Source organism: Thiothrix caldifontis, from assembly GCF_900107695.1.
Lineage (GTDB): Bacteria > Pseudomonadota > Gammaproteobacteria > Thiotrichales > Thiotrichaceae > Thiothrix > Thiothrix caldifontis.
Window position 1 is genome coordinate 172,602 of record NZ_FNQP01000005.1, and the last position, 21,328, is coordinate 193,929.

Genomic DNA, 21,328 nt, shown 5'->3' on the forward strand with positions numbered 1-21,328 from the left:
TTGGCGCAACGTGAACAGGAAAAGTTGAATTAGGTACGGCTCAGGGTATTGCCGGACAATACTCATTAGGTGTATTGATGTTTAATTACCCGCAACACATTCCCATAATACAAAGCCTTACCCGTGCGTGTCTGCATCCACAACTCACGCACCTCGCAATGTTGCGGTTTGAAATATTGATGCGCCAAGCGGGTGATTTCCGATAAGCCAATCGTGGGCGAATAAGTGTTGAGAATCAGAAACCCGCGTGATGTTAACAACCCTTGCACGCCTTCCAATAACGCTTCCAGCTTATTGTCGAGTTTCCATTTTTCGCCCTTTTTACCCAGACCCCACGCAGGCGGGTCCATAATAATGCCCTCGTAATGCCGCCCGCGTTTGAGTTCGCGCTCCACGAATTTGAGTGCATCTTCGCGCACCCACTTAATATCAGCGAGTTTGCTGCGCTCCATATTGGTATGCGCCCAAGTCAGCAATTGCTTGATGGAATCCACATGCAAGGTTTCCGCACCGGTTTGCCGTGCGATGCACGATGCCGCGCCGGTATACGCAAACAGGTTGAGAAAGCGCCCTTCAGCAGGCAAATGTTCTGCAATAAAATCCCAATTGCAGCGCTGTTCTGGGAACAGACCAAGGTGTTTGAAGCGGGTTAATTCAAGCTGGAAACGCAGCCGCTGGTAGCCGATTTCCCACGTTGTCGGTGCTGCATCACGCAAGGGATGCCAAGTACCACTGTGCTTGTCGGTTTCCATAAATTCCCAATGCGCTAGTGTGCGCCATTCGCGGTGGGGCTTGCCGGGTTTGAAATAGGCTTGCACTTCCGGGCGAATGGTGAGGATCTTGCCCCAGCGTTCCAGCTTTTTGCCGTCGCCCGCGTCGATCAGTTCGTAGTCATCCCAGCCGTGGGTGTAGAGGCGTTGGTTCATGTTTGGCTTCCTTGGCGTACTTTACGCTGATCACCGAATAGGCGTTCGTAATCCCAGTCGCGTATCGCCAGCAGCACGGTCGACCCTTTGCGTTCGCCAATGGGCAGGCTGGCATCATCCTTGCTTAGGGTGTCGAAATCTTTGGCTAATTGCGCCATTTTGCGCTGGAACAGGGCGTTACTGGCATCGCTCAACATGCCATTGAGTACCACCAGTTTTTCGCCGTCTTTGATGAAGCGTGCGCGGAAAAATTCGGTTTCGATTTTGGCGAGAAACAATTTCATGATTGGGCCATCATCGCGCCATTTGAAATTGGAGGCAACCAACAGCTTAATGCGATTCCCCGGCTGCAATTCGATAATGTGCAAGCGATCGAGGTGTGTGAGGTAGCGGATCACTTGCGCTTCGCTAAAATTATAACGGTTGGTAATATCTTGCCATGACCAGCGATTCAGCACCAGCACGGTGACGAGCAACAGGTGCAAATCGTCGGCAATTTCCTTTTCCTGTGAATGGCTTAACTCGCTGATCGGCTTAGCGTGTTCGGAGCGCATTTCGTGGACAAGATCGGAGATTTCCATGTCCAGTAAAGTACAGACTTTATCCAAGCGTTGTAGTGATAAATCTTGTTCAGAAAATAGGCGTTTGACGCTGGCTTCAGAGAGTTGCAGGCAAGTGGCGACGTCGGCATAGGTTTTATTGTGGCGCTTGAGGAGCTTCTTCAGGGTGGTGATAAGTTCAGTGGTCTGCGGCATGGGTACGTTGGTCGTGCGAGTTAGCAGTAAGGTATCGAATTATAACAGGATTTATAAACTGGCGGAGAGTTGGACTTCATCGAAAATGATTGGGCGATTGGTTTCTTACAACAACAGGAGGTGCGGGCAAGATCGACAATGCTCATCGCACCGTGTTCGTTCGCTCATGTGTTTACCCATTCCATATCCCAGCGCATTACCAATCACCAAAGCCGTTCGCCCGCAAGTCGGCTATGCGCACGATCATCGAACGGTTGGGGTCAAACGGGGTGTCTTCAAAACCCCAATGCCGGTAAAAGTCGCGGATGCTGTCATCCAACGGGTGGGTGATCATGCAGGCGCAACCGATTTGTTCGCTGATTTGCACCGCTGTCTTGAAGGCGAAGAACAGCAGCGACTTTGCCAGCCCTTGCCCTTGATAGTTCAAATCCACTGCCAGTTGCCCCAGTAGTACGGCGGGTACGGCTTCCGGGCGGTTACGCTGTTGGGCTTTGGGCAGGAATTCGCGGCGAATTTCCGCAGCCGTTAGCGCCACAAATCCAGCCACTTTACCCGTCTCGGTATCGCAAATGACATTGGTGCGTGAAATGCCGAATTGCTGGTTTTTCCATGCGTGGCGTTGAAACCACGTATTCAGTGACGGCTTGCCACAGTCAAAATCGTTACGCTCGTCGTCTTCCGCCAAGGGGCGGGGTTTGCTTATTTTTCCCATACGGGTGTGCTGGCGGCAAGGCGTTGCAGGGCAGGGATTTTCTTGGTGGGTGCATCCAGCCAGGCTTCAAACTGCTCCCAGAGAGCGATGGGAATTTCGACGATGCGCCGTTCCATGACTTCGAGTTCGGCGGATTCGACGGCTTTGCGGCGAATGAATTCGCTTAAGGTGGTGTGTGCCTGTTTGGCGGCGGTTTCCAGCAGGCTGCGTTCATTGTCGTTGACGCGGACGCTGAGTATGGAAGTGGACATGGTGTGATCCTCTATCGGCTTTTGTCATACAATAGCATACAAAAGACCATTTTGGTGGTGTCAACAAAATGGTTTGATCACCAACAATGACAAGTGAGCGGTTATGCCGCAATCTGGTCGTACAACTGCTGTGCTCCTTCCGCCACAATCCGCTGCGCCCAACTTGGCTTCATTTTCATATCCGCTGCCCGTTCCAGATACAGGGCAGGTCGCGCCAGCATATCTGCCAGTGATTTGAGCAATGCCTTGCGGGGAACACTGCCGTATTGTCGCTCGGCTTCTTGCCACGCAGCTTGCGGGATTTCACCCCATGCCAGATACATCGCCACCAAATCGAAGACATCCTTGAACGGTGGGGCAAGCGCACGGTCAGCATTCGCCAACAGCTTGGTCATGAAACAGGATTCGCGTGACAAGTAGGGCAGCGGAAACAAGTTCAAATCAGCACCCGCAACCAGTCGGTATTCATCGCAACTGACGATTTCGAGCTTGACCAGTGAATCATCCAGTTTCAGAAACGTTCTTACTGCGTAACGGTCAGCGCGAATTTCGCGTACATAATCAAACTCTTGCTTGACCAATCCGCCGAGAGAAAGATTCGATACTTGCTCACGCACAGCACGGTAGGCATCTTTGTTTGGACACAACAAATCAATATCAACCGATTCGCGGTATTCATCCAACTCCAAGGCAATGCGCGTCCCGCCACCGAAACAAATGGCATGTTGGGTAAAGAAATCAGCATCGAACTGCGCCAAAGCGGTCATGATCAGGCGGTGATGGGGCAGTTGATAATCAGGCATGATGCACCACCCCAAACGCTGGAATGAAAATGCCTTGCCCCACTGTGCGAGTAAGCTCATTGATTAGACCTTGCTCGTTGTCGCTTAGATTCTGTGCTTGCACGAAGCCCCAACGTTCTTCATACACGCGGAAAGCAAAGTCAGGATCGACGGTTTCGCAATGGACATCCCATAGCAGCTTGTCCAGTTCCGGGTAGAGCTTACGGTTGATGGTGGTTGGCATGGCGGTTTTCCTGCTTTGCTGGTGTTTTCATGAGAATAGCATGAAACCTTGTGTAGCCAATCCTACGCACTGTCACCAAATCCGTTTGCCACGCAAGTGGGTTATCCGTACCGACGTAAACATCCAAGTTTGCGAGTGCGGTTGGCGCGTGCCACAATGATCATGTACCTCGTTAGCGGAGAAATCTCATGCAATTGACGCTCGATATTCCAGAAAAATTCTTTGCTTATCAAACACCCAAAGAGCTGATACGCCTACTCAAACTGAATACGGCGATTGACCTTTATCGACGCGGCAAATTGTCTGCGGGTGCTGCGGCTGAATTCGTTGGCGACCTTGATCGCTACGAATTTCTGTATGAATGCCGCCAACACGGGATTGAGCCACAAACCTACGATAATGTTGAGGAACTGCAAGCTGAAATCGACAACATTCACGCCGCCCGCTGCTGAGGCAGATGCACATCGACCACGATTTCCGAATAAGGCGTAAACACCTTGCCCTGTGCGTCGCGCTCAATTGCCAGCCACTCCATCAAACGTTCCACATCGTTATGCACATTCTTGTAATCGCGCTGCAAGGTGCGGGCAAGTTCAGCAATGCTCATCGCGCCCTGTTCATGCAATGTTGCCAGCAAATCCCACCGCTTAGGCGTAAACACACTCAACATCTGGCTGACATTCTTGAAACCCACACCGAAGTAAGGCGTAGGCTCTTCACCAACGTCCAAACGCTCCATCATCTGTTGTGCCAAAGCCAAGGATGATTGGATGCCAGTACCCACTTTGATGGTTAGAATACATTCGCTCATGTGTTTACCCCTTCAATATCCTGCAAAAAATCAGCCACTAAACGCGCCGGACTTTGAAACAAAAGTTCAACACTATTCAATATTTAGATGTGAATACAAATGTTATTACATATATTGTGCAATAGTGATACGCGTTGTTTTTGCTCAAAAAATATGCGATACTATTAATGTTTAATGGCGTAAAAAATTTATATTAGGGTATGACATGAGAAATAGTATTCCAACATGGGTGGCATTAAGAAAAATTGGTAAATCAAAAATTGTTGGAATGACAATATTCATCCCTTTCTTTGGATACATGATCTTATTCAATGATCAATTTGTTCATCTTTTTAGTCTGTCAAAAGAATTATTTCTTGACGATTATAGCTCTAATACATCAGTGGCTCTTGACTTTGCTAAAGAAGGAAAAAATCGACTATTCTATTTTTATTTTGGTTTTACATTCCTTGGAATTGCATCATTGATATATAAGTTATCTTGTCCTAGCTTGATTAATGATTATGGTTCTGATCGTGATTTCATAAAAGAAGAACTTCCTTTGATAACAATTAAGAGAGGTGAAGAAATAATTCAATATTTAAGTGAAAAAAAAGCATCTTCTAGTCAGGAAATAGAGAATATTAAATGGAAATTAAAGAACTCAAATGAAATTAACAATAATATTGACTTGATGTCAATATATTGGGGGTATGAGAATACTACAAAAATATCAGCTAGAATGGCATCAGCACTACTATATTTATTTGGATTTTCGATATTGATGATTCCGGCAATTGCAATGTTTATTGACGTAAGTACTGTTTTTTTTAATTAAGTATAGGGTTGGGATTTTAATATGGACTTTAACGAATATGAATTGCAGAAAATGTTTGGTCACGAAGCGGCTGAGGATGAAGATACAGAAAGATTAAAGTCATATTACTTTAAAAGTAAAATTTATAATCAAATTGTTAATGATTTGCCGTTAAGAATATTAGTTGGTCATAAAGGTATTGGTAAGTCAGCACTTTTTAAAGTTGCTATTGATGAAGAAATGGTAAATAACAGATTGGCTTTGTCTATAAAGCCAGATGATGTAATAGGTGTTGGTGATAATGTAACGGATTTTCTAAAACTAATTAGGGAGTGGAAAATTGGAATAAATAAAATATTAACCAAGAAGGTTTTGTCTTTCTTCAACAAGCTTGATAAAAATTGGCAAGATGAGTTAGAAAACTTTGGAGGAGATACTTTAAATTTTATTCATTCAAAAATTTCTCATTCAGATTTAAAAGATGCGATCAATAAACCATTGCTTGATAAGTTTTTATCTGATAAGAAAATATCTGTTTACATTGATGATCTTGATCGTGGATGGGAGGGGAGAAAACATGATATTCAGAAAATATCTGCATTATTAAATGCAGTTAGAGATATTTCAAGTGAAAATAGAGGTATTTATTTTAGAATAAGTCTACGGTCTGACGTTTATTATCTTGCTAGAACATCTGATGAATCAACAGACAAGGTTGAAGGCTCTGTCATCTGGTACTCTTGGCAGCAACACGAAATTTTAGTATTACTTGTAAAACGTATAGAGAGTTATTTTGGTCGGCAAGTGGATGAAAATTTACTCATGGGCAAACATCAATCGGAGTTGATGAGGTATTTAAAAGAAATAATAGAAGAGAAGTTTACAGGGAAAGGACATTGGAGAGATACTCCCATGTATCGTGTTCTTATGTCATTAATAAGAAAAAGACCAAGAGATCTAGTGAAGCTTTTAACATTAGCAGGTCGTCAAGCAAAATCTAAAAACTCAAATATTATTAAAACCGTGCATCTTGAGGATATATTTGAAGAATACTCTCAAGGAAGACTTCAAGATACGATTAATGAATATCGCTCGGAATTACCAAGTATTGAGCGGTTAATCCTTGGAATGAAACCATCGAAAAAGGAAAAAACTGCATCATTAGGCTACAAGTATAATACTTCTGATTTGCTTAAAAAAATAGAAATGATTGAAGAGCAAGGCAAGTTTTATTGGACAAAAACTAAAGAAGAACCTAGTGCAGCGTCTACTAAAGAGCTTGCTGCCTTTCTTTATAAAATCAATTTTATTACAGCAAGAAAACAAACTTCATTAGGGATAGATAGAAAATATTTTGAAGAAAACAGGTATCTCTCTAATAAGTTCACGGAGTTCGGTTATGATTGGGAAATACATCCTGCATATCGCTGGGCATTACAACCTGATGATCCCTTGAATATATTTAACGAATTAGAGTTAAATGAATCATAATCTAAGAAAAGGCGAGTTTCTTCGCCTTTTCTTTTGGTGATCTATCCAATATGGTATTTTTTCTTCGATTTATCTAAAATTTGCTTGACGATGTTAAACATATTATTGTAACTGTGTTGCTTGCATTTTCACAGGAGCAGCAGGGAAACCCATGCCTCTACCCCTCACCCACAACAACTACAATTCCTCTTATACTTCTCCATCTTCCCAATCCCCGGATTAAACGTATTGGTCGGATCAAGCTTTTTGTAAAACTCCCGCAAGCCGCTTTCCGCCTCATACAAATGCCCCACATTATGCTCCGCCGGATACTTCGCCCCCCGCGCATCCAGCAACGCCAACATCGCCTTTTTCACCGCCTTGGCATCCGCACCCTTTTTCAAAATATAATCCTGATGGAAAACATGGCACATGAAATGCCCGTAATACAAGGTATGTTCAATCTGGCTGCGAATGTGTTCCGGCAACACTTCCACCCAATCCGCATCATTGCGCCGCAACGCAATATCCAACGCCAGCATTTCCTCGCCGACCTGATCGCTAAACAATGTCTGGTAACGAATCGCCGCGCCCGCCGCCGCAAACCGCTGCAAGAATGCCTTACTCGCCTCCTGCGGCGTACACTCAAAATACGCCCCCGCATTATCCGCATCCGCAAAGAATTCCGGCAAAAACGCCTGCGCTTCCGCAATCCCGCCCTCACTCATTTTCAAAATTAAGTGATGTTCATAACGGTCACGGAATTCCAACAAACGATCCGGTAAATGCTGCGGAAACAAACGGCTTGCCCCCTGCATCACCCGATCACTCAAATATTTGGGCAACACCGGCAACTTGTTCAAAGTCGCATCGGTACGCCCCTTAATCGCAAACAACTTCGGCATCACATCTGTCCCCAACTTCTCAATCGTCAGGAAGGTATCTTTGCCGTACTTTTCCGCAATATTGAAAATATCGCGGTGCATGTATTCGCCCACTTCCGGCACATTTTCAAACTGGCTGAGGATGTGGCGACGCAAACGTGTCAACACCTGCGGGTCATTCGTGCCGATGTAAAACGCTTGTTCCTGTTGTGCTACCGGAAACGTATCCAGCCGCACGGCAAACACCGCCAATTTCCCCGCGCACCCACTGGCTTCAAACAAACGGCTTTCATCGGCATTGAAACGCGCCGGTGTTGCCGCATCCACATCGCGCAACCGCGCCACGTAGTCGCGAGCCGATGCCAGCTTGCCGCCATCATCCACCCCGTCTTTCGCAAAATTGCCAGACTCCAGCCGTGCAATCATCTCCTCCGGCGAATCGCCCAACGCAATGCCCAAATGGTTAACCATTTCGAGCTTGCCCTGTTCATTCACCTGCGCAAACAACGCCATTTCGGTGTAAGCCGGGCCACGCTTAACCAAAGCTCCGCCCGAATTGTTCGCCACCCCGCCGACAATCGACGCGCCCAAACAGGACGAGCCGATCACCGAATGCGGCGCACGCTTCAACGGCTTGAGCAACTTTTCCAACTTGTGCAAGGTCGCACCGGGAAAACTCAACACCTGTTCACCACCGTTCAACAGCACCAAATCGTCCATCGCCAGTGTATTGATCACCACCACCTCACGGTCGTAATCGTCCCCGCTGGGGGTCGAGCCTTCCGTCAAGCCGGTTTTCGCTGCCTGCATAATGATAATGGTGTTCGCATCCACACAGGCTTGCAGCACGCGCCATAGTTGCATGAGGGTTTGCGGAAACACCACCGCCAATGCCGTGCCACTGCCCGAACGGAAACCAGTACGGTAATACTCAGTACGGCGTTGCCCGGTCGTCAGTTTATCCGCGCCCACAATGCCTTGCAGGGTGGTGATCAGGGGATGGTTCATGGCACTTGCCTCACATTAACGGGTCAGTCACGCCTAAGAAATGGATGGCAACCATGGTAATAATGCCCGCCATCACCAAGTAATACAGCGTCGGAATAATCGTCAAGCGAATGGTTTGCCCTTCACGCCCCAGCAAGCCCACTGTTGCCGATGCTGCCACCACGTTGTGAATCGCAATCATATTGCCTGCCGCCGCGCCCACCGCTTGTACCGCCACCAACATTGCACCCGATACCCCAATCAACCCGGCGGTATCAAACTGGAATTGCGCCAACATCAGGTTGGAAACCGTATTCGAGCCAGCAATAAACGCGCCCAATGCCCCAACCGCAGGCGCAAAGAACGGGTAAACATCACCCACACTGCTGGCAACCAATTGCGCCATTGCCCGTGGCATCGACGGCAAATCCGCCAGATTCACCCCAGAATTGATCAGAATCCGCACCATCGGAATGGTAAAGATCAACACAAAGCCCGCACCCAGCAAGGTCCGTGAAGACTCACCCACCGCCGCTTTCAACTCGGAAAATTTCATGCGATGCAGGAAGAACGTCGCCAACACCACCAACACCATAATGCCACCCGGCAAGTACAGGAACTCGATTTTGCCGGAAATGCCCTTTTCACCCAGAATATCCACCCACGGCAACACCAGCGTATTGCTCAGGAAGGTTTTCACCTCGGTACTAACCCGTGACAACACCAATAACGCCGCCAGCAACACATACGGCAACCACGCCATGCCAATCGACACGGGTGCTTTTGCAGTCAGGCTATCCAGTTTGATTTCGATGCTGCCCATCCATTCCGCCGCCCATTCGCTCGGTGGTGCAAAATCCCACGATTTTTTCGGCACCAAAAAACCGACACGCGCCGCAGGCACGACCAATGACAAACCCACCAATGCACCAATAATGGAAGGGAATTCCGGCCCCAAAAACACGCCAGCCAGCGCGTAAGGCACGACAAACGCCAAACCGGCAAAAATCGCAAACGGCGCAACCGCCAAACCTTCACTCCACGACTTGTTGCGCCCGAAGAAGCGGGTCAACATCACGCACATGAACAGCGGCATTAACACGCCAATAATCGCGTGGGTAATCGCCACTTCGGAGGTAATCAGCGCGTACAACACATCCCAGCTTGAGCCTTCGCTGAGTAATTTTTCGCTGATGCCTGCCTTATCCAAACCGCCGGAAACCCCGACGATAATCGGCGTACCCACTGCACCGAATGATACCGGCGTGGATTGCACCATCATCCCGACCATGACCGCTGCCATTGCCGGAAAACCCAAGGCTACCATCAACGGCGCAACCACCGCTGCGGGTGTACCAAAACCGGATGCACCCTCAATAAAGCAGCCAAACAACCACGCCACGATAATGACTTGAATACGTCGATCGGTACTGACATTCGAGAACCCCGCCCGAATCGCGGTAATTGCCCCCGAATGTTTCAGCGTATTCAGCAGCAAAATTGCCCCGAAAATAATCCACAGAATCGCCCCTGTCAGAATCAGCCCTTGCAGGGTAGAAGCCAGCACCCGATTAGCGGTCATTTCCCACGCGGTCAGCGCAATTGCCACCGTCACCACAAATACCACAGGCATCGCTCGCCGTGCAGGCCAGTTAAATCCCACCAGCAGCACGGCTGCCAGCACCAAGGGCAAAAATGCCAGTAACGAAAGTAGCGTTTGACTCATTGAGAACTCCTCCTCCTGAATATAATTGGTCTTACCAATATTGCTGGAATGGCTTACTGGTAAGACCATGAATTCTGGAGCTTTTGATAAGTCCTTGTCAATACACAATCTAATCCACTTGCAATAAAACTTTCAGGCTTTTATGATAGCCAAAATTGGTAAGACCAAAAGAGCGGAAGTCATGAAGAAATTACGCATTGCCGAACAACTCACTCAACAACTGGAACAAATGATCACCAGCGGGCATTTCACGCTAGGCGAACGTTTGCCTGCCGAACGCGCACTGGCGGAACAATTTGGCGTATCGCGCCCTTCCTTGCGCGAATCCATCCAAACTCTGATTAGCCGTGGCTTGTTGATTTCCAAACCGGGCGGCGGCACGTTTGTGGAAAACGATACCCCGCAAGCCACTGCACCGTGCAGCAGCCCCTTGGTCGAATTGTTCCGTGAAAACCCCGAATACCGTTTCGACGTGCTGGAAATTCGCCACGCCTTGGAAGGCAATGCCGCTTGGTACGCCGCCTTGCGTGCCACCGATGAGGACAAAGCCAATATCCGCGATTGTTTCGAGCGCATGATTCAACGTCACGGCAGTGCTGACCCGATGGACGAAGCCTGCGCCGATGCCGATTTTCATCTGGCGATTGTCGAAGCCTCGCACAATCTGGTGCTGCTGCACGTCATGAAAAACCTGTTTGAACTGCTGCAAAACAGCATTTCGCACAATCTGGATAAGCTCTACACCATCCCGCGTGTGTTTGATCCGCTCAGCGAACAGCACCGTGAACTGATGGAAGCCGTGGTTGCCAGTGACCCCGAACGCGCCCGTAAAGCCGCGCAAGAACATCTGGCTTTTGTGGAAGATTCCCTCAAATCCATCGACGCAGACGAAGCCCGCAAGGTGCGGTCGTTGCGCCACCTCACCCTGCTTGGAAGGTAAACCCATGCCCCCCATACCTGACACCATTTATTTTTTCGGCACTTGCCTCGTCGATTTGATGTACCCACAAGCGGGTGTGTCGGCGATGCAATTGCTGCAACGTGCGGGGGTGAAAGTGATTTTTCCACCTGCGCAAACCTGCTGCGGACAACCCGCGTGGAACTCCGGCTACCGCGACGAAGCGCGTTCTGTGGCACGGGCGCAAATCGCGTTATTCCCCAAACCCATTCCCATCGTGATTCCATCCGGTTCGTGTGCGGGGATGATGAAAGTGCATTACCCCGAACTCTTCGCGGGGCAACCGGATGAAGCGCAAGCCGTCGATGTTGCCAGCCGCGTGTACGAACTCACCGAGTTCCTCGTTGATGTGTTGCACATTGAGCTGCGAGATTTGGGCGAACCTCTGACCGTGGCAGTGCACACCTCCTGTTCCGCCCGCCGTGAAATGGGCGTTGCCGACAAGATCGAATCGCTGCTGGGGCAACTCAGCAATGTGCAACGGGTAGAACACGCTCGCAAGCCGGAATGTTGCGGTTTCGGCGGCACGTTCGCGGTGAAAGAACCGGAAATTTCGGCGGCAATGGTGCTGGATAAAGTGACCCATATCCGCAATGCCCAACCCGACCGCCTGATCAGTCAGGATTGCGGTTGCCTGCTGAATATTAGTGGGACGATGGCAAAGCAAGGCGATGCGATTCCGCACCAGCATATTGCTGAATTTTTGTGGGAGCGGATAACCCCCCATCCTAACCTTCCCCCGCAAGGGGGGAAGGGACAAGAGGCGCACCCTGCACAAGCTTCCTCTTCGCCCCCTTCACCCCTTGCGGGGGAAGGGTTGGGGATGGGGGGTAAGTTTGGAGGACAATCATCATGATTACTCAGTTCCGCCAAACCGTCCGCGCCAACCTCGCCAAGCCCGAAGTCCGCGCCAATTTCTACCGTGCGATGGATGGCTTGATGACGCGCCGCCTCGACCAATTCCCCGACAAAGCCGAACTGGAACGCTTGCGTACCCAAAGCATGGCAATCCGCGCCAATGCCTTAAGCAAGCTGCCGGAATTGCTGGAAACGCTCGAAGCCAACCTGATTCGTAATGGCATTCAAGTGCATTGGGCAGAAACGGCCGAACAGGGCAACCAGATCGTGCAAGCGATTTTGGAACGCCACAATGCCAAGTCGATCATCAAAGGCAAGTCGATGGTGTCGGAAGAAATGGGCATGAACCATTTCCTCGAAACCTTGGGCATTGAGTGTTTGGAGTCCGACCTTGGTGAATTCATTATCCAACTGGATGGTGAAACCCCGTCGCACATTATCATGCCTGCGATTCACAAAAACCGCATACAGATTGCTAAGTTGTTCCACGAAAAATTCCCCGATATTCCCTACACCGAAGACGTGGATGAATTGACGCAAATGGCGCGGCGGATTTTGCGCGACAAGTTTTACGCGACAACAGTGGGGCTTTCCGGCGTGAACTTCATGGTGGCAGAAACCGGCACGCTGTGTCTGGTGGAAAACGAAGGCAACGGACGCATGTCCACCACCGCGCCATCGGTGCATATCGCGGTCACGGGCATTGAAAAAGTGGTGGAAAGTCTGAGCGATGTGCCGCCGCTGTTGAGCATTTTGACGCGCTCGGCAACGGGGCAACCGATTACCACCTACTTCAATATGATTTCTGGCCCGCGCAAAGCGGGGGAAAAGGATGGCCCCGAAGAGGTGCATTTGGTGTTGCTGGATAATGGGCGTTCCAATATTTACAGTGACCCGGAATTGCTGGCGACCTTGCGTTGTATTCGTTGCGGGGCGTGCATTAACCATTGTCCTGTGTACGTGCGCATTGGCGGGCACAGTTACGGCACGGTGTATCCGGGGCCGATTGGCTCGATTTTAGAGCCGCAAAAAGCGGGGCTGGATGTGCATGGCGAATTGGCGCAAGCCTCAACTTTGTGCGGTGCGTGTAGCGAGGTTTGCCCAGTACGCATTCCAATTCCCAGTATTCTCAACCGCTTGCGTTATGATGGGGTGCGTAAGGATACCAGCAATACTCACACGGTTGGTTCGGGCAAACGTCGTACCTTGAGTGAAGCAGCAACCTGGAAAACCTGGGCGTGGGCGGCGACGCATCCGACGATTTACCACGCAGGTTCGACGCTGGCGACGCGCTTTAAAGGGATGTTGCCGACGAATTTAGGGGCGTGGACGACGGTACGTAGTGCACCGAAACTGGCGGAATCCACCTTGCACCAACAGGTAAAAAATCTGGGAGTCGACCATGAGTAATACGGCACGCGCTAATATTCTCGCTCGTTTGCGCGAACCGCAACGCCCAGAGTGTGGCTTTAGCGAACGCGATTACCTAAGCCGTTACGATTGGGATACGGCGGAACGGGTAAAGCGTTTCACCGAACGCATGGTCGCAGTACGAGCGGAAGTGCATCACACCACGGCGGATACGTGGCTGGATGTCGTCAGTCAGGTGTGTGCCGCCAAGGGCTTGAACAACCTGTTGGTTTCGCCAGCAACGGTGTTGGGCAAACAGATCCACGCGCAAGCCGACCGTTTCCCTGCCCTCAAAACCTACGACCAGCCGATTGAAAACTGGAAACAGGAGCTGTTTTACGGCGTGGATGCGGCTTTCACTGGCACGACTGGCGGGATTGCGGAAACAGGCACATTGATTGTGATGCCGAGTGCGGACGAACCCCGTTTGATGTCACTGGTTCCACCCGTGCATATTGCCGTGCTGGAAGTGGACAAGTTGTACACCACGTTTGCGGAAGCGGTGCAGGTGCAAGGCTGGGTGCAAGCGGGAATGCCGACCAATGCGCTGCTGATTTCCGGGCCGTCGAAGTCGGCGGATATTGAGCAGACGCTGGCGTATGGGGTGCATGGGCCGAAGGAGTTGGTAGTGGTGCTGGTTGAATAGGGGGCAAAAAACCTTTCGCCCCCCATCCACTTACTTCTTCTTGGCTTTTTTGACGGTTTTCTTCACTGTCTTTTTCGCCTTAGGTTTAGCTTTGGTGACTGCCTTGAACTCAGAGGCGGTGTAATACATTTCCTCATCAGCCATCTGCGTATTTTGGTCGATACTGATCGACAGCGGGCGACCGTTTTGTGCGTCATATTGCACATCAATACGCGCTGCTTTGGCGTCAATGGCTTTACGGATAATGTCGAATAACCCTTCGGTGGTTAGTGCATCGGCGCGGCGTTCCAAAGAAAGTGGCACGCCATCTACCGTCGATTTCGTTACCGTGCTGCCCGATACCTCAATCGCAATCGGTTTGCGAAATTCCGGCGTGCAGAAGCAGGAACGTTGTAAGGTGTAAGTATAATGCGCAGGTTTGTTTTGCCGCCACTTGGTTTCTGCTGCTAACAGATCGCGATTGGCAATGAAGTAGCTTTCCGCAGACGGCGTAGGGTGCTGTACCACTGTACTTGTATTACCTGTAAAAGCAGGTGTGGTTGCGACGCAGCCACTCAGCAAGCCTGCGCAGAGTGTGGTCAGCAAGATATATTTCATAGCGGTGTCCCCTTGGTATTTGCTGGTGTTGATACAGCACAAGACCGGTAGAATAGGGGAAAGTTCAGGAAGGTTATTATGGGCATAACAATATGACACATCGCATGTGGTTTCTCGGTTTGCTTGGGTTATTTCTGGTATTCGCCGTGGTGTTGGGAATTGCACCACTCTACCGTCATGACTGGATGTTGGAAAACATTCTCACCGTGTTAACCGTGATTTTACTGCTGAGTACCAGCAAAGCGTTTCCGCTCTCACGCCTTTCCTATGGCTTGATTTTCGTATTTCTAACCTTGCATGAAATCGGCTCGCACTATACCTACGCTGAAGTGCCGTATGACCAGTGGTGGCAAGCGGCCTTTGGTTATTCCCTAAACGAAGCACTGGGGTTTGAACGCAACCATTTCGACCGGCTGGTGCATTTCTTGTATGGCTTGCTATTGGCTTACCCCGTGCGGGAAATGTTTATTCGGGTGGCGGATGTGAAAGGTTTCTGGAGCTATTTCCTGCCGTTGGATTTAACCATGTCCACGTCGATGCTATACGAATTGGTGGAGTGGGCAGTGGCGGAGGTATTCGGCGGCGAACTCGGCATGGCTTACCTCGGTACACAAGGTGATGTGTGGGATGCACACAAGGACATGGCACTGGCAAGCGCTGGAGCATTAGTGGCAATGGGGCTGACGGCGGGGATAAATGTGTGGCTGCAACGCGATTTCGCCCGTGAATGGAATGACAGTTTGCGGGTCAAACATACTGAGCCGTTGGGTGAGGATGAGATTCGGCGCTTGTTGGCAGAAAATGAAGGTCAGCACGCCAATCGTTAGCGCGGCAATTTCAAACCGTATTGATGCGCTAACGTGAGCAACGCCTCTGCATTCCCCCGCGCATCATTCACCGGATGATGGTCATGTGCCGTTTTACGCAAATGCTTAAAGTTTTGGAACATATCCCGCACCACGCCTTTGTACAGTGACCCAAGATTGGTGGAACTGTAGCCAAACGGGTTGTCACCCAGAAAATGGTGGAAATACCAGTTGATAAACGACCAGTCGAAACCGTTGTTGTCGGCGATGAAATGCGGGCGACCTTTGGCTTCGTGCTTGAGCCAAGCGGCAAAGCGTTGCATCACCAGCGTTGGCTCGTCAAACGCAAGCGTTTCCTCTCGACTGTGACCGCTGACGGCAAGCGCTTCGGGAATCCAGCGTTCAGAAATCGGTTGGAGTTGCCCGTAGAAGGTACGGTTTAAGCCGGGTTCGACGATCACCGCGCCGAAACTGACCATGGAGTAATCGCCGGGGATCGGGCCATCGGCTTCGATATCGACCATGATGAAGGTCATCTGTGTTTCTCCCGATAAGGTAAAGGGCGAAACATTTTCCGCCCCTACCAATGTTACGCTGCTTTGGATTTGTCGGTTAGCTTGACCAGATCGTTCATGACGCCATCCAGACCGCCGTAGACGTTCAGCGTACTGATGCGTCCAGTGATCTTTTCCAAGATTTCCAGCTCTTTCAAGCGCAGTAATACAGGGTTGCCTTCCATGACCTTGGCGGTGTTGTGCAGGGAACGGGTTTCCTGCGTTTCTTCGCGGCGGCGGATCAGGTTGGCTTCGGCGCGTTTCTCGGCTTCAACGACTTGCGCCAGAATCGCCTTCATATCACCGGGTAATACGATGTCACGCGCCCCGACCGTTTTCAGGTCGATGCCGTAAGCCGCTGCCTTTTCCGCCACCGTTTGCTGGATGGATTGGTTGAGCAGATTTTTGTCTGCCAGCAATTCATCCAGCGTTTGGGTGGAAACCACGGCGCGTAACGCCAATTGCAGTTCGCGGTACAGGTAGTCTTTGTGGTCTGCCAGTGCCGTTTTGACTTGCTGCGGGTCAACAATCTGCCACATGGCGGAAAGGTTGATGCGCAAGCCTACGCGGTCTTTGGTGAGGATTTCCTGACCATTGACCTCCATGTTTTACAGGCGGCAATCGAGTTGCGTGACCTTGATCGTATGGTTGAATTGCCACCAAACGTGCGTACCCGCCGTCAGTATTTCGCGCTGTTCGCCGTCGACTTCCAGAAAGCCGGTGTGACCTTCGGGGATGGTCGCCATCACCAAAGCGTTTAACGCCGCCGCCCGCAAGGTGGCATCTTTTGCGGTCAGCAATTGGCTTGCCAAGGCTTTGGGCAGCTTGAAATCGGTGCTGATGTCGAGCTTGCGGACTTCGATGCTGCGTTGACCTTGCCAGCACGCACCACGTTGCGCAGGCGGCTTGATGTCTTTCAGCACATTGTCCTGGTACAGCAAACCGACTTCCTGTTCGCCGGTTTCCCAGCGTTGGAGGTGCGCAGCGAATTTGTCAGCGTGCAAGTCGGCAAGGCTGACAACATCCTCCGGCACAAAGGTTTGTGCACTGCCGGTGACGGCGAATTGCTGCACGCGGTATTGGTTTTTCCAGCCGTAAAAAGTGTGGACACCCGCAGGCAGGATTTCAACGAACTGTTCGTCTTTGAACAACAGCCCGCGATGTGTTTCTGGAACAATAATTTTGGTTTTGAATAACATGGCGTTGTCCTTTAAAAATTGGGTGGCATTCCCCCACACCCTTGCAGGCTTGGCGGTTTGTGTTGGATGGGAAAGCCGCGTGAGCCGAAGCCGTTGCGGTTTCGCATCCACCAAACCCACCGTCAAGGCGGCGCGGGTGCTGGTCGTTGCCGCCGGGTAATCCGTGCCGAAACACGTACTGCCGTCGGGCATTGACCTTGGTGGTTTGCCGTTGTTCGCCCTTGCGGGCCAAGCTACCGTAAAAGGGTAGTTCACTAGCCGGAGTTGAACCGGCGACAACCAGATACCAGATCCAGTGCTCTACCAGACTGAGCTATAGTGATGGAGCAGCCAGTTGGAGTTGAACCAACGACCGACCGAATCTCTCGGTTGCTCTACCAGACTGAGCTATGGCTGCATGATTGTGACCGTCGAAACAGATACGCGGGTACACCAGCGGTGGTCGCGTCAGGCAGGTATTTGAACCTGCTCCACGAGTAACGAAAGTCGCTAATGGTTTTGCAAAGTGTGTGCCAACTGCGCTGTTTTTCTTTAAATGATTGATAAAAAATGATTTTATGTGGAGGGTGACTGCTAGTGGGAAAACAAGGTTATCGAAATTGCTATCTATAAAAATACAAATCTATTTCTCGTGAAACCAACCTTTCTCCAACCTTGATGCCGTATGTTATGCCTTTACCATCACGGATAATGAGAGAGGAGAACAATCATGCAATACGCAAATCCCAATACCGACGGAGCGGTCATCCACTTCAAAGAACGCTATGAAAACTTCATTGGCGGTGCTTGGGTTGCCCCGGTCAACGGCGAATACTTCGACAATATTTCCCCGGTCAACGGCAAGCCGTTCTGCCAAATCCCGCGCTCCAGTGCGGAAGACATTGAACTGGCACTGGATGCCGCACACGCTGCTAAAGATGCGTGGGGCAGAACCTCTGTTACCGCTCGTTCCAATATCCTGCTGAAAATCGCTGATCGCATCGACGCGAATCTGGAAATTCTGGCAGTCGCGGAAACCTGGGACAACGGCAAAGCCGTGCGCGAAACCCTCAACGCTGACGTACCGCTTTCCTCCGACCATTTCCGCTATTTCGCAGGCTGCTTACGGGCGCAAGAAGGCACGATGGGCGAAATCGACGAAAATACCGTCGCCTACCATTTCCACGAACCCTTAGGTGTAGTTGGTCAAATCATCCCTTGGAACTTCCCGCTGCTGATGGCGTGCTGGAAACTGGCTCCGGCACTGGCAGCAGGCAACTGCGTAGTCTTGAAACCTGCCGAACAAACCCCCGCCTCCATCCTGATCATGATGGAACTGATTGCGGATTTATTGCCGCCGGGCGTACTGAACGTGGTTAACGGTTTCGGCGTAGAAGCAGGTAAAGCACTCGCCACCAGCACCCGCATTGCCAAAATCGCGTTTACCGGCTCCACCCCAGTCGGCTCGCTGATTATGAAATACGCGGCGGAAAACATTATTCCTTCCACCGTTGAACTCGGCGGCAAATCCCCGAATATCTTCTTCGCCGATGTGCTGGATCACGAAGATGCGTTTGTCAGCAAAGCGGTCGAAGGCGCGGTACTGGCATTCTTCAACCAAGGCGAAGTCTGCACCTGCCCGTCACGCCTGCTGATTCAGGAATCCATTTACGAGAAATTCATTGGCATGGTGATTGAGCGTTCTGCACAAATCAAACGCGGCAACCCGCTGGATACCGAAGTCATGGTCGGTGCGCAAGCCTCGCAAGAGCAGTACGACAAAATCCTCAGCTACATCCAAATCGGCAAAGACGAAGGCGCGGAAGTGATTACTGGCGGCGCGGTCGAAACGATGGAAGCGGCTTACTGCGAAGGCTATTACATCCAGCCGACCTTGTTGAAAGGCACCAACAATATGCGTGTGTTCCAGGAAGAAATCTTCGGGCCGGTGGTGTCTGTAGCGACATTCAAGGACGAAGCCGAAGCACTGGCGATTGCCAATGACACCGAATTCGGTCTGGGTGCGGGTGTGTGGACTCGTGACATGAACCGTTCTTACCGCATGGGTCGTGGCATCCAGGCTGGTCGGGTGTGGACAAACTGCTACCACCTGTATCCGGCGCACGCGGCCTTCGGCGGCTACAAAAAATCCGGCGTAGGCCGCGAAACCCACAAGATGATGCTTGATCATTACCAGCAGACCAAAAACCTGCTGGTAAGCTACGACATCAATCCGCTGGGCTTCTTCTAAGTTTCCTCCTCCTCGCGTGGTATGCGGGTCGGCTTAGTCTGGCCCGCGTTTAAACAACACCTGCTTTTGCCCAATCATTTCCTTATTCATCATAAAAGTACCCGGATGGATATTTTCCGCAAGGGTGGTGATAGCCTGATGGGGCGTTATTTCCATTACCGGATGCACCCCTTGAGTTTGCGCGAAATCAGTGCGCCTTTTGTCGCAGAGCAATTGCTGCAAGACCCGCACAAACCCGAACCCACTGCGCTGGAACAGTTACGCCGTTTTGGTGGTTTCCCTGAGCCATTTCTCAAAGCGGATACCCGTTTTTATAACCGTTGGCAGCAATTACGTCAGCAACAACTGATTCAGGAAGACATCCGCGACACCAATACCGTGCAAGACATCGCCCATCTGGATGTGCTCGCCACCCTGTTGCGGGAACAATGTGGGCAGGTGGTGCGTTACAGCTCGCTGGCAAACCAGATCAATGTCAGTGTGGATACCATCCGCCGCTGGGTGACGCTGCTGGAAAGTTTCTACTACGCTTTTCGGGTTACGCCTTGGTTTCAGAACCTTGCATCTGCCTTGCGCAAAGAGCCGAAAATTTATCTGTGGGATTGGTCACAGGTGAAAGACATCGGTGCGAAAAACGAAAATCTGATTGCCAGCCACTTGCTCAAAGCGGTGCATTGGTGGACAGACCACGGGCTAGGTGATTACCAACTGCATTATTTGCGCACTAAAGACCAGAAAGAAGTCGATTTCCTTGTTAGTCGCGACAACCAGCCTTGGTTGCTGGTGGAAGTGAAAAGCTCCGCCAGCCAGCCACTCAACAAGCATCTGGGCTGGTTTCAGGAACAACTGGGCGCGGAACACGCCTTGCAGGTGGTGATGGATATGCCGTATGTGGAAGCGGATTGCTTTGCGGTGGGGCGGCCAGTGAAAGTGCCGGTGGAGACGTTGTTGATGCGGTTGGTTTAATATGCCAAAATCTCACAACACATATAGCACATACATTCGGAGGCATACATGCCACAACTTCACTGTTACGTCGCGGAAGATGTCGCTGCCCAACTCCAGCACAAAGCTGAGCGGGCGCACCTGTCCATCTCCAAATACCTTGCCCTGCTGATCCAGAAAGACATCGGTACACAATGGCCGGAAGGCTATTTCGACCTGTTCGGCTCATGGGAAGGCGAAGCTCTGCAACGCCCGGAGCAGGGTGACTATGAACTGCGTGAGGTATTGTTCTGATGTACCTGCTGGACACCAATACCTGCATCCATTTCATGAACGGCACGTCGCAGGCCGTCAAGTACCACTTCCAGCAGTGTTCTCCCAGTGAGATTGCTGTATGCAGCGTAGTCAAAGCCGAATTGCTGTTTGGGGCACGGCATAGCCAACGGGTAGAAGCCAACCTGCAAAAACTGAAACTGTTTTTCGCCCCACTGCAAAGCCTGCTGTTTGATGACCGGTGCGCGGAAGAATACGCCCAAATCCGTGCTGACCTTGCCCGTCAGGGCAAACTGATCGGTCCCAACGACATGCTAATTGCCGCCATTGCACGGGCGCATGATGCGGTACTGGTGACAAATAACACCCATGAATTTGAACGGGTCGCCAATCTGCGGCTAACTGATTGGCAGGATTGATGCCATGTTAGCTATCCCCGGTCATACTCACCTCGAAGCCTGCCAGCAACTGCCTGACATCCAACTGTACCGACCCCGTGGTCGATTTT

26 protein-coding genes and 2 tRNA genes are annotated in these 21,328 nt (G+C 50.7%); 12 read left to right on the forward strand and 16 right to left on the reverse strand.

Features of this window, described 5'->3' with window-relative positions; translation table 11 throughout:
* Nucleotides 1–65: 65 nt before the first annotated feature.
* The 7 genes from BLV87_RS05890 to BLV87_RS19255 all read right to left on the reverse strand — a co-directional run bounded on the left by BLV87_RS05890 (nt 66) and on the right by BLV87_RS19255 (nt 3,827).
* Entirely contained in the window at nt 66–926 is an 861-nt protein-coding gene (locus tag BLV87_RS05890; protein ID WP_093066376.1) for a class I SAM-dependent methyltransferase, read from the reverse strand.
* On the reverse strand, nt 923–1,681 hold the full coding sequence (locus tag BLV87_RS05895; protein ID WP_093066378.1) for a helix-turn-helix domain-containing protein: 759 nt from the start codon (nt 1,679–1,681) through the stop codon (nt 923–925). Before BLV87_RS05895 ends, BLV87_RS05890 begins: the two co-directional genes overlap by 4 nt.
* A gap of 196 nt (nt 1,682–1,877) precedes the next feature.
* A complete protein-coding gene (locus tag BLV87_RS05900; RefSeq protein WP_093066380.1) occupies nt 1,878–2,393 on the reverse strand; it encodes a GNAT family N-acetyltransferase in 516 nt (171 codons plus the stop codon).
* The gene (locus BLV87_RS05905; protein WP_093066382.1) at nt 2,381–2,644 is read right to left on the reverse strand and encodes a type II toxin-antitoxin system TacA family antitoxin; all 264 of its coding nucleotides are present in this window, start codon (nt 2,642–2,644) and stop codon (nt 2,381–2,383) included. Before BLV87_RS05905 ends, BLV87_RS05900 begins: the two co-directional genes overlap by 13 nt.
* A 101-nt stretch (nt 2,645–2,745) precedes the next feature.
* The gene (locus BLV87_RS05910; RefSeq protein WP_093066384.1) at nt 2,746–3,447 is read right to left on the reverse strand and encodes a nucleotidyl transferase AbiEii/AbiGii toxin family protein; all 702 of its coding nucleotides are present in this window, start codon (nt 3,445–3,447) and stop codon (nt 2,746–2,748) included.
* Nucleotides 3,440–3,670, reverse strand: coding sequence for a hypothetical protein (locus tag BLV87_RS05915; protein WP_093066386.1), 231 nt, complete (start codon nt 3,668–3,670; stop codon nt 3,440–3,442). Before BLV87_RS05915 ends, BLV87_RS05910 begins: the two co-directional genes overlap by 8 nt.
* Nucleotides 3,648–3,827, reverse strand: coding sequence for a hypothetical protein (locus tag BLV87_RS19255; RefSeq protein ID WP_175517851.1), 180 nt, complete (start codon nt 3,825–3,827; stop codon nt 3,648–3,650). Before BLV87_RS19255 ends, BLV87_RS05915 begins: the two co-directional genes overlap by 23 nt.
* 31 nt (nt 3,828–3,858) lie before the next feature.
* Here BLV87_RS19255 and BLV87_RS05920 point away from each other — a divergent pair, with 31 nt between their 5' ends.
* Nucleotides 3,859–4,122 carry a UPF0175 family protein gene (locus tag BLV87_RS05920; protein WP_093066388.1) on the forward strand — a complete coding sequence of 88 codons (264 nt, stop codon included), beginning with the start codon at nt 3,859–3,861 and terminating at the stop codon, nt 4,120–4,122.
* Here the strand turns inward: BLV87_RS05920 and BLV87_RS05925 are convergent.
* Entirely contained in the window at nt 4,104–4,481 is a 378-nt protein-coding gene (locus BLV87_RS05925) for an HVO_A0114 family putative DNA-binding protein (protein ID WP_093066390.1), read from the reverse strand. The two genes, BLV87_RS05920 and BLV87_RS05925, sit on opposite strands and share 19 nt — an antisense overlap.
* A 205-nt stretch (nt 4,482–4,686) precedes the next feature.
* On the opposite strand from BLV87_RS05925, the gene BLV87_RS05930 reads away from it, so the two are divergent.
* Together BLV87_RS05930 and BLV87_RS05935 are read left to right on the forward strand one after the other, a co-directional pair.
* Nucleotides 4,687–5,298, forward strand: coding sequence for a hypothetical protein (locus BLV87_RS05930; protein WP_093066392.1), 612 nt, complete (start codon nt 4,687–4,689; stop codon nt 5,296–5,298).
* A 21-nt stretch (nt 5,299–5,319) separates the two neighbouring features.
* Complete coding sequence (locus tag BLV87_RS05935; protein WP_093066394.1) at nt 5,320–6,768, forward strand: P-loop ATPase, Sll1717 family; 1,449 nt, start codon at nt 5,320–5,322, stop codon at nt 6,766–6,768.
* A gap of 164 nt (nt 6,769–6,932) precedes the next feature.
* On the opposite strand, the gene dld is transcribed toward BLV87_RS05935, so the two are convergent.
* Together dld and BLV87_RS05945 are read right to left on the reverse strand one after the other, a co-directional pair.
* Entirely contained in the window at nt 6,933–8,639 is a 1,707-nt protein-coding gene (gene dld / locus BLV87_RS05940) for a D-lactate dehydrogenase (RefSeq protein ID WP_093066396.1), read from the reverse strand.
* Between the two features lie 10 nt (nt 8,640–8,649).
* A complete protein-coding gene (locus tag BLV87_RS05945; RefSeq protein ID WP_093066398.1) occupies nt 8,650–10,344 on the reverse strand; it encodes an L-lactate permease in 1,695 nt (564 codons plus the stop codon).
* Between the two features lie 181 nt (nt 10,345–10,525).
* Here BLV87_RS05945 and BLV87_RS05950 point away from each other — a divergent pair, with 181 nt between their 5' ends.
* Genes BLV87_RS05950 through BLV87_RS05965 form a run of 4 tightly spaced genes read left to right on the forward strand, consistent with a single transcriptional unit; the run spans nt 10,526 to nt 14,216 of the window.
* On the forward strand, nt 10,526–11,284 hold the full coding sequence (locus BLV87_RS05950; RefSeq protein ID WP_093066400.1) for an FCD domain-containing protein: 759 nt from the start codon (nt 10,526–10,528) through the stop codon (nt 11,282–11,284).
* Nucleotides 11,285–11,288: 4 nt separating this feature from the next.
* Entirely contained in the window at nt 11,289–12,158 is an 870-nt protein-coding gene (locus BLV87_RS05955) for a (Fe-S)-binding protein (RefSeq protein ID WP_093066402.1), read from the forward strand.
* Complete coding sequence (locus BLV87_RS05960; RefSeq protein ID WP_093066404.1) at nt 12,155–13,570, forward strand: LutB/LldF family L-lactate oxidation iron-sulfur protein; 1,416 nt, start codon at nt 12,155–12,157, stop codon at nt 13,568–13,570. The genes BLV87_RS05955 and BLV87_RS05960 overlap by 4 nt, the downstream gene beginning before the upstream one ends.
* Nucleotides 13,563–14,216 carry a LutC/YkgG family protein gene (locus tag BLV87_RS05965; protein WP_093066406.1) on the forward strand — a complete coding sequence of 218 codons (654 nt, stop codon included), beginning with the start codon at nt 13,563–13,565 and terminating at the stop codon, nt 14,214–14,216. Before BLV87_RS05960 ends, BLV87_RS05965 begins: the two co-directional genes overlap by 8 nt.
* A 30-nt stretch (nt 14,217–14,246) precedes the next feature.
* Here BLV87_RS05965 and BLV87_RS05970 read toward each other — a convergent pair whose 3' ends face one another.
* The gene (locus BLV87_RS05970) at nt 14,247–14,813 is read right to left on the reverse strand and encodes a DUF6174 domain-containing protein (protein ID WP_093066408.1); all 567 of its coding nucleotides are present in this window, start codon (nt 14,811–14,813) and stop codon (nt 14,247–14,249) included.
* Nucleotides 14,814–14,905: 92 nt separating this feature from the next.
* On the opposite strand from BLV87_RS05970, the gene BLV87_RS05975 reads away from it, so the two are divergent.
* Complete coding sequence (locus BLV87_RS05975; protein WP_093066410.1) at nt 14,906–15,640, forward strand: DUF2238 domain-containing protein; 735 nt, start codon at nt 14,906–14,908, stop codon at nt 15,638–15,640.
* Here BLV87_RS05975 and BLV87_RS05980 read toward each other — a convergent pair.
* The 5 genes from BLV87_RS05980 to BLV87_RS06000 all read right to left on the reverse strand — a co-directional run bounded on the left by BLV87_RS05980 (nt 15,637) and on the right by BLV87_RS06000 (nt 17,769).
* Nucleotides 15,637–16,155, reverse strand: a complete 519-nt coding sequence (locus BLV87_RS05980) for a 3'-5' exonuclease (RefSeq protein WP_093066412.1) — start codon at nt 16,153–16,155, stop codon at nt 15,637–15,639. The genes BLV87_RS05975 and BLV87_RS05980 overlap by 4 nt on opposite strands.
* A 53-nt stretch (nt 16,156–16,208) precedes the next feature.
* Nucleotides 16,209–16,778, reverse strand: a complete 570-nt coding sequence (locus BLV87_RS05985) for a slipin family protein (protein ID WP_093066414.1) — start codon at nt 16,776–16,778, stop codon at nt 16,209–16,211.
* A 3-nt stretch (nt 16,779–16,781) separates the two neighbouring features.
* Entirely contained in the window at nt 16,782–17,564 is a 783-nt protein-coding gene (locus BLV87_RS05990; RefSeq protein WP_093066416.1) for a hypothetical protein, read from the reverse strand.
* A gap of 60 nt (nt 17,565–17,624) precedes the next feature.
* Nucleotides 17,625–17,695, reverse strand: a tRNA-Pro gene (locus BLV87_RS05995).
* Nucleotides 17,695–17,769: transfer RNA gene (locus BLV87_RS06000), tRNA-Ser, on the reverse strand. The genes BLV87_RS05995 and BLV87_RS06000 overlap by 1 nt, the downstream gene beginning before the upstream one ends.
* Before the next feature lie 312 nt (nt 17,770–18,081).
* Here BLV87_RS06000 and exaC point away from each other — a divergent pair.
* The 4 genes from exaC (at nt 18,082) to vapC (ending at nt 21,239) form a co-directional block, all read left to right on the forward strand.
* Complete coding sequence (gene exaC / locus BLV87_RS06005; protein WP_093066418.1) at nt 18,082–19,602, forward strand: acetaldehyde dehydrogenase ExaC; 1,521 nt, start codon at nt 18,082–18,084, stop codon at nt 19,600–19,602.
* A gap of 105 nt (nt 19,603–19,707) precedes the next feature.
* Entirely contained in the window at nt 19,708–20,568 is an 861-nt protein-coding gene (locus BLV87_RS06010; RefSeq protein WP_245706930.1) for an ATP-binding protein, read from the forward strand.
* 48 nt (nt 20,569–20,616) lie between these two features.
* A complete protein-coding gene (locus BLV87_RS06015) occupies nt 20,617–20,841 on the forward strand; it encodes a hypothetical protein (protein ID WP_093066420.1) in 225 nt (74 codons plus the stop codon).
* Nucleotides 20,841–21,239: a type II toxin-antitoxin system tRNA(fMet)-specific endonuclease VapC gene (vapC, locus tag BLV87_RS06020; protein ID WP_093066422.1), complete on the forward strand. Its 399-nt coding sequence runs from the start codon at nt 20,841–20,843 to the stop codon at nt 21,237–21,239. The genes BLV87_RS06015 and vapC overlap by 1 nt, the downstream gene beginning before the upstream one ends.
* The last annotated feature ends 89 nt before the right edge of the window (nt 21,240–21,328 follow it).